Source organism: Pseudomonas sp. MT92, assembly GCF_058792515.1.
Window position 1 is genome coordinate 254776 of sequence record NZ_JBXAFA010000010.1, and the last position, 7105, is coordinate 261880.

Consider the following 7105-nt stretch of genomic DNA (forward strand, 5'->3'; position numbering starts at 1 on the left):
CTTCGAGGGATGTAGGACGTTTGCCTTGAAAGCGAGTGCAATCGGCTCCACATTGAGCACAATCCAGTTTTTTCCTCGGGCGACGTGCGTCGTTTGCGGCCTTTTTCGTTCCTGCCAGTTTGACTGTGCAGGCGCGAATTCCTGCACCGAGAACCGAGAGGTACTACATGTCTGAATTTCAGCTAGTCACCCGTTTCGAGCCCGCCGGCGATCAGCCGGAAGCCATCCGCCTGATGGTCGAGGGTATCGAAGCCGGGTTGGCGCACCAGACGTTGCTCGGTGTGACCGGCTCGGGCAAGACCTTCAGTATCGCCAACGTCATCGCCCAGGTGCAGCGCCCGACCCTGGTACTGGCGCCAAACAAGACCCTGGCCGCGCAGTTGTACGGAGAGTTCAAGGCGTTCTTCCCGAACAACGCCGTGGAGTATTTCGTTTCCTACTACGACTACTATCAGCCCGAAGCCTATGTGCCGTCGTCCGACACCTTCATCGAGAAAGACGCGTCGATCAACGACCACATTGAGCAGATGCGGCTGTCGGCAACCAAGGCGCTGCTGGAGCGCAAGGACGCGATCATCGTCACCACGGTGTCGTGTATCTATGGCTTGGGCAGTCCGGAAACCTATTTGAAGATGGTGTTGCACGTGGATCGCGGCGACAAGCTCGATCAACGGGAATTGCTGCGGCGTCTGGCCGACCTGCAATACACCCGCAACGACATGGAGTTCGCCCGTGCGACCTTCCGTGTGCGCGGCGATGTGATAGATATCCACCCGGCCGAATCCGACTTCGAAGCGATCCGCATCGAGCTGTTCGATGATGAAGTGGAAAGCCTGTCGGCCTTCGACCCGCTGACCGGTGAAGTCATCCGCAAGCTGCCGCGCTTCACCTTCTACCCCAAAAGCCACTACGTGACGCCACGGGAAACCCTGATGGGCGCCGTTGAAGGGATCAAGGTCGAATTGAAGGAGCGCCTGGAATACCTGCGTTCCAACAACAAACTGGTGGAAGCCCAGCGTCTGGAGCAGCGCACCCGTTTCGATCTGGAGATGATCCTCGAACTGGGCTACTGCAACGGCATCGAAAACTACTCGCGCTATCTGTCCGGCCGTGAGGCTGGCGCGCCGCCGCCGACCCTTTACGACTACCTGCCGGCCGACGCCTTGTTGGTGATCGACGAGTCCCACGTCAGCGTGCCGCAGGTCGGCGCGATGTACAAAGGTGACCGCTCGCGCAAGGAAACCCTGGTCGAGTACGGCTTCCGTCTACCGTCTGCGCTGGACAACCGGCCAATGCGTTTTGACGAATGGGAAAGCATCAGCCCGCAGACGATTTTTGTCTCGGCAACCCCGGGCAACTATGAGGCCGAGCACGCCGGGCGCGTGATTGACATGGTGGTGCGTCCGACCGGGCTGGTGGATCCGCAAATCGAGATCCGCCCGGCACTGACCCAGGTCGACGACTTGCTGTCGGAAATCACCAAGCGCGTCGCGGTCGAGGAGCGAGTGCTGGTCACCACGCTGACCAAGCGCATGGCCGAAGACCTGACCGACTACCTGGCCGACCACGGCGTGCGCGTACGCTATTTGCACTCGGACATCGACACCGTGGAGCGAGTCGAGATCATCCGTGATCTGCGCCTCGGCACTTTTGACGTACTGGTGGGGATCAACCTGTTGCGCGAAGGCCTGGACATGCCGGAAGTGTCGCTGGTGGCGATTCTTGATGCGGACAAGGAAGGCTTTCTGCGCTCCGAACGCTCGCTGATCCAGACCATCGGCCGGGCGGCGCGTAACCTCAATGGCCGGGCGATTCTCTATGCCGATCGCATCACCGGCTCCATGGAGCGCGCGATCGGTGAAACCGAGCGCCGTCGCGACAAGCAGATCGCCTTCAACCTGGCCAATGGCATTACGCCCAAGGGCGTGTTCAAGGATGTGGCCGACATCATGGAAGGCGCCACCGTGCCGGGCTCGCGCAGCAAGAAACGCAAAGGCATGGCCAAGGCCGCCGAGGAAAATGCCCGATACGAAGCCGAGTTGCGGTCGCCGGGTGAGATTGCCAAGCGGATCAAGGCGCTGGAAGAGAAGATGTACCAGCTGGCACGTGATCTGGAATTCGAAGCCGCAGCACAGATGCGTGACGAGATTGCCAAGTTGCGCGAGCGGTTGATTACAGTCTGATGGCGTGTGGCGAGGGGGCAGCCCCTCGCCACAGTGTTGAGCGCATGATCGGTATCAATGCGCTTCGCCGGCTTTAAGCCCCGCTGGCAACTTCCTGGTCAGTAACACCGCCAGCATGCTGACCCCCAGCGCGATCCCGACAAGGTGAAACGCATCGTTGTAGGCCATGATCGACGCCTGTTGATGGGCAATCTCGCTGAGTTTGCCCAGCGCCGCCGTTTCATTGCCCAGGGTGCTGGTCAAGGATGCCAGGCGCTCGGCCACCTGCGGGTTACTCGGCACGATGGACTCGCGCAAATAATCGAAATAGGTCTTGGTTCGCGCATCCAGCAGGGTGGCGAGCAGGGCGATGCCGATGGCGCCGCCGAGGTTGCGCAGGATGTTGAACAGGCTCGACGCCGAGCCCGCGTCCTGCGGCAGGATGTAGGCCGTGGCGATCAGCGAGATGGTGACCATGATCAGTGGCTGGCCCAACGCGCGCACGATCTGAATCTGATTGAACTGCGGTCCGGCGAAGTCCGGGTTCAGCACGCCCGATGAAAAACTCGCGAAGCCGAACAGGCCGAAACCCAGTGCGCACAGCCATTTTGGCGAGACGTACTTCATCAGCTTGGGCACCAGCGGAATCAGAAACAGCTGCGGCACGCCCATCCACATGATTACTTCACCGATCTGCAGGGCGTTGTAGTTCTGGATCTGCGCCAGATACAGCGGCAACAGATAAATCGAACCGTACAAGCCGACCCCCATCCCGACGCTGGAGATGCTCGATAGGCCGAAGTTGCGATTGCCGAGGATGCGCAGGTTGATCAGCGGATTGGGCCTGGAAAACTGCACGATCACAAACGTAATCAGACTGAGCAACGCGATGCTGCCTAGGCTGACGATCAGGTTCGACTCGAGCCAGTCCTTGCGATGGCCTTCTTCCAGAAATACCTGCAAACAGCCAAGGCCCATGCCGAGGGTGACGATCCCGGCGTAATCGGTGCTTTTGAGCAGTTCCCAGTGTGATTCCTTCTTCTCCAGGCCGTACATCAGGCCCGCGATCATGAGCAGGCCGGGGGGGATGTTGATGTAGAAGATGTATTCCCAGCCCCAGTTTTCCGTCAGCCAGCCGCCCAGTGTCGGGCCGATCGACGGTGCGAAGGTGGCGGTCATGGCGAACATGGCCATGCCCTTGGCGCGGTGGTGTTCGGGAAGTTTGATCAGGGTGAGGGTGAACGCCAGCGGGATCAGCGCGCCACCGGTGAAGCCTTGCAAGGCGCGGAAGACGATCATGCTCTCCAGGCTCCAGGCCATGGAGCAAAGGAGGGAGGCGGCGAGAAACCCAAGGGACACCCACACCGCCAGGCGTCGCGCCGACAATAGCTGAACCAGCCACGCGGTCAGCGGGATCATGATGATTTCCGCCACCAGGTACGAGGTGGAAATCCATGAGCCTTCTTCCAGGGTCGCCGACAGCGCACCCTGAATATCCTTGAGCGATGAGTTGGTGATCTGGATGTCGAGCACCGCCATGAAGGCGCCGAGCATCGCGCTCATGACCGCGATCCAGTCCCGCCGGGTCGGTTCCCCGGCCGGCCGGATCAGTTGATCACCGGCCATTGTCAGGGGCGTCTTTGATATTCACTTTGACCGTGACCGACATGCCCGGCCGGATTTTGCCGCGCAGCGGATTGTCTGCGGCGAAGGTCAGTTTTACCGGAATCCGTTGTACGACTTTGGTGAAGTTGCCCGTGGCATTGTCCGGCGGCAACAGGCTGAACTGCGCGCCCGACGCGGCGAACAGGCTGTCGACCCGTGCTTCGATCGGGGTATCGCTGTAGGCGTCGAAAGTCAGCTCGGCTTTCTGACCGGGTTGCATATGGCCGATCTGGGTTTCCTTGAAGTTGGCCTGAATCCAGATGTCTTCATCCGGCACGATCGACAGCAAATACGCGCCGGCCTGTACGTACTGGCCTTCGCGCGCGGCGCGTTGGCCGATCAGGCCGCTGATGGGGGCGTGGATTTCGCTGCGGGTGAGGTTCAGTTCAGCTTGGGCCAGATCGGTTTTGGCGTTGGCAATTTGCGCGTCGAGGCGTTTGATCTCGGCGGTCAGTGCGTTGATTTGCTGGCGCTGACCCTGGGCATCTGCCTGGGCCTTGGCCAGTTGCGAGCGGGCAATGTGGGCGTCGGCGGAGAGGGTGGTGACCCGTTCCTCCGAGACGTAGCCGGGTTTGCGCAAGGTCTCGGCGCGGTTCAGGTCGATCTGTGAGCGACCCAGGCTCGCTTGCGTGGACGCGACTTGCGCATCGCTGGCGGCAATCAGGCTGCTTTGTTGCGTCAGTTTGCTCTGGGCTTGCAAGCGTTCAGCTTCGCGAGTGGCGAGGGCTGCGTTTGCGCGGTCGACGGCGAGGTGGAAATCATCACCTTCGAGCTTGATCAGTAACTGATCTTTCTCGACATGCTGGTTGTCCTGGACCAGCACCTTGTCGATGCGTGCCCCCAACTGGCTCGACACGCGGGTGATCTCGCCCTGCACGTACGCGTTGTCAGTGCTTTCGTAAAAACGCCCCTTGAAAAACCAATGGGCAAAAAAGCCTCCGGCGATCAGCAGGACAATTAACAGGAAAATAGACAGGCGACGCTTGAGTTGGGCAGGCATGGGGCAAACTGTAGTCGAGAAATTGTCAGGAAAGTTATCAGCAGGCGAATCTTGCATACAGCCGATAAACGGTAAATGCCATTGGCTGATATTCAGTCATTCACCGTGGCAAACGGTCGTTGTAGACGCAACCTTGGCTTAAATGCCCTGCTGACTGGAGCCGGGCGGGTGTCGCCTGTTACCATTCGCCCCTTGTCTGATCCTCGCTTTCTATTCTTTTGTTGAGACTTGCCATGACCACCGTCCGCACGCGCATCGCGCCATCGCCTACAGGGGACCCCCACGTAGGTACCGCTTACATCGCATTGTTCAACTACTGCTTTGCCAAGCAGCACGGCGGTGAGTTCATCCTGCGGATCGAAGACACTGACCAGCTGCGTTCGACCCGTGAGTCCGAACAGCAGATTTTCGACGCCTTGCGCTGGTTGGGCATCGACTGGAGCGAAGGCCCGGACGTGGGTGGCCCGCACGGTCCTTACCGTCAGAGCGAGCGTGGCGAGATTTATCAGAAGTATTGCCAGCAGCTGGTCGATATGGGCCATGCCTTCCCGTGCTTCTGCACCGCCGAAGAGCTGGACCAGATGCGCGCCGAGCAGATGGCTCGCGGCGAGACGCCGCGTTACGACGGTCGTGCGCTGTTGTTGTCCAAGGAAGAAGTCGCGCGTCGCCTGGCCGCTGGCGAGCCGCACGTGATCCGCATGAAGGTGCCGAGCGAAGGCGTCTGCGTGGTTCCGGACATGCTGCGTGGCGACGTCGAAATCCCGTGGGACCGCATGGACATGCAAGTCCTGATGAAGACCGACGGCCTGCCGACTTACTTCCTGGCCAACGTGGTCGATGACCACCTGATGGGTATCACCCACGTGTTGCGTGGTGAAGAGTGGCTGCCGTCGGCGCCGAAACTGATCCTCTTGTACGAATACTTCGGTTGGGAGCAGCCGGAGCTGTGCTACATGCCGCTGTTGCGTAACCCGGACAAGAGCAAGCTGTCCAAGCGCAAGAACCCGACCTCGGTGACGTTCTACGAGCGCATGGGTTTCATGCCCGAAGCAATGCTCAACTACCTGGGGCGCATGGGCTGGTCGATGCCGGACGAGCGCGAGAAGTTCTCCCTGCAGGAGATGGTCGATAACTTCGATCTGAAGCGTGTGTCCCTGGGCGGGCCGATTTTCGACATCGAGAAATTGTCGTGGCTCAACGGCCAGTGGTTGCGCGACCTGCCAGTGGAAGAATTCGCCGCGCGCGTCCAGAAGTGGGCCTTCAATTCCGAATACATGATGAAGATCGCGCCGCACGTGCAGGGCCGCGTCGAGACCTTCAGCCAGGTTGCACCGCTGGCCGGGTTCTTCTTTGCCGGTGGCGTGAACCCGGACGCAAAACTGTTCGAGTCGAAGAAGCTGTCCGGCGATCAGGTTCGTCAGTTGATGCAGTTGATCCTGTGGAAGCTGGAAAGCCTGCGTCAGTGGGAGAAGGACAGCATCACGGCGACCATTCAGGCCGTGGTCGAGTCCCTGGAGCTGAAGCTGCGTGATGCCATGCCGCTGATGTTTGCCGCGATCACAGGTCAGGCGAGCTCGGTGTCTGTGCTCGATGCGATGGAAATCCTCGGTCCGGACCTGACGCGTTTCCGTCTGCGCCAGGCGATCGACCTGCTGGGTGGCGTGTCGAAGAAAGAAAACAAAGAGTGGGAAAAGCTCCTGGGCGCTATTGCCTGAGCACGTCTGACTCTGCGGTAGCCGTCGGAGGCCGGGATCTTTTGCTCCTGTCCTCCGGCGTTTTCTCCTGAATTTACGGGGGAAGGGCGGTAAGTGGTTGTTATGCCGACAAAAAATTTTGAAATTTTTCAAAAATAAGTTTGACAGGCTTTCGATACACCCTTAAGATTCGCCCCGTCCTCAGCGATGACATCAACGATGAGGGGCTATAGCTCAGCTGGGAGAGCGCTTGCATGGCATGCAAGAGGTCGACGGTTCGATCCCGTCTAGCTCCACCAATTTACACTTCAAGGTCTGGCCACACTGGCCTTGAAGCGATCAACACTCAGCGTTGATCAGTTGTATAGAAGGGTTTGCGTCCCCTTCGTCTAGTGGCCTAGGACACCGCCCTTTCACGGCGGTAACAGGGGTTCGAGTCCCCTAGGGGACGCCAGTTTTACAGAAGCGATGTTGCAAAATGTCGCTCCGCCGCGAGGCGAAAAATCCGGGGCTATAGCTCAGCTGGGAGAGCGCTTGCATGGCATGCAAGAGGTCGACGGTTCGATCCCGTCTAGCTCCACCAA

4 protein-coding genes and 3 tRNA genes are annotated in these 7105 nt (G+C 59.6%); 5 read left to right on the forward strand and 2 right to left on the reverse strand.

Going from position 1 to position 7105, the window contains the following annotated elements; genetic code table 11:
* Positions 1 to 167: 167 nt before the first annotated feature.
* Positions 168 to 2183 carry an excinuclease ABC subunit UvrB gene (gene uvrB, locus AC1Q6D_RS20035; protein WP_103402717.1) on the forward strand — a complete coding sequence of 672 codons (2016 nt, stop codon included), beginning with the start codon at positions 168 to 170 and terminating at the stop codon, positions 2181 to 2183.
* Positions 2184 to 2237: 54 nt separating this feature from the next.
* Here uvrB and AC1Q6D_RS20040 read toward each other — a convergent pair whose 3' ends face one another.
* Complete coding sequence (locus tag AC1Q6D_RS20040; RefSeq protein ID WP_103402718.1) at positions 2238 to 3788, reverse strand: MDR family MFS transporter; 1551 nt, start codon at positions 3786 to 3788, stop codon at positions 2238 to 2240.
* Positions 3778 to 4827 carry an HlyD family secretion protein gene (locus AC1Q6D_RS20045; protein WP_103402719.1) on the reverse strand — a complete coding sequence of 350 codons (1050 nt, stop codon included), beginning with the start codon at positions 4825 to 4827 and terminating at the stop codon, positions 3778 to 3780. Before AC1Q6D_RS20045 ends, AC1Q6D_RS20040 begins: the two co-directional genes overlap by 11 nt.
* Before the next feature lie 233 nt (positions 4828 to 5060).
* On the opposite strand from AC1Q6D_RS20045, the gene gltX reads away from it, so the two are divergent.
* From gltX to AC1Q6D_RS20065, 4 genes are all read left to right on the forward strand, one after another.
* Positions 5061 to 6542 carry a glutamate--tRNA ligase gene (gltX, locus tag AC1Q6D_RS20050; RefSeq protein WP_090463698.1) on the forward strand — a complete coding sequence of 494 codons (1482 nt, stop codon included), beginning with the start codon at positions 5061 to 5063 and terminating at the stop codon, positions 6540 to 6542.
* A 202-nt stretch (positions 6543 to 6744) separates the two neighbouring features.
* A tRNA-Ala gene (locus AC1Q6D_RS20055) sits at positions 6745 to 6820 on the forward strand.
* A gap of 79 nt (positions 6821 to 6899) precedes the next feature.
* Positions 6900 to 6975, forward strand: a tRNA-Glu gene (locus AC1Q6D_RS20060).
* A 53-nt stretch (positions 6976 to 7028) separates the two neighbouring features.
* Positions 7029 to 7104: transfer RNA gene (locus AC1Q6D_RS20065), tRNA-Ala, on the forward strand.
* Position 7105: the final 1 nt, after the last annotated feature.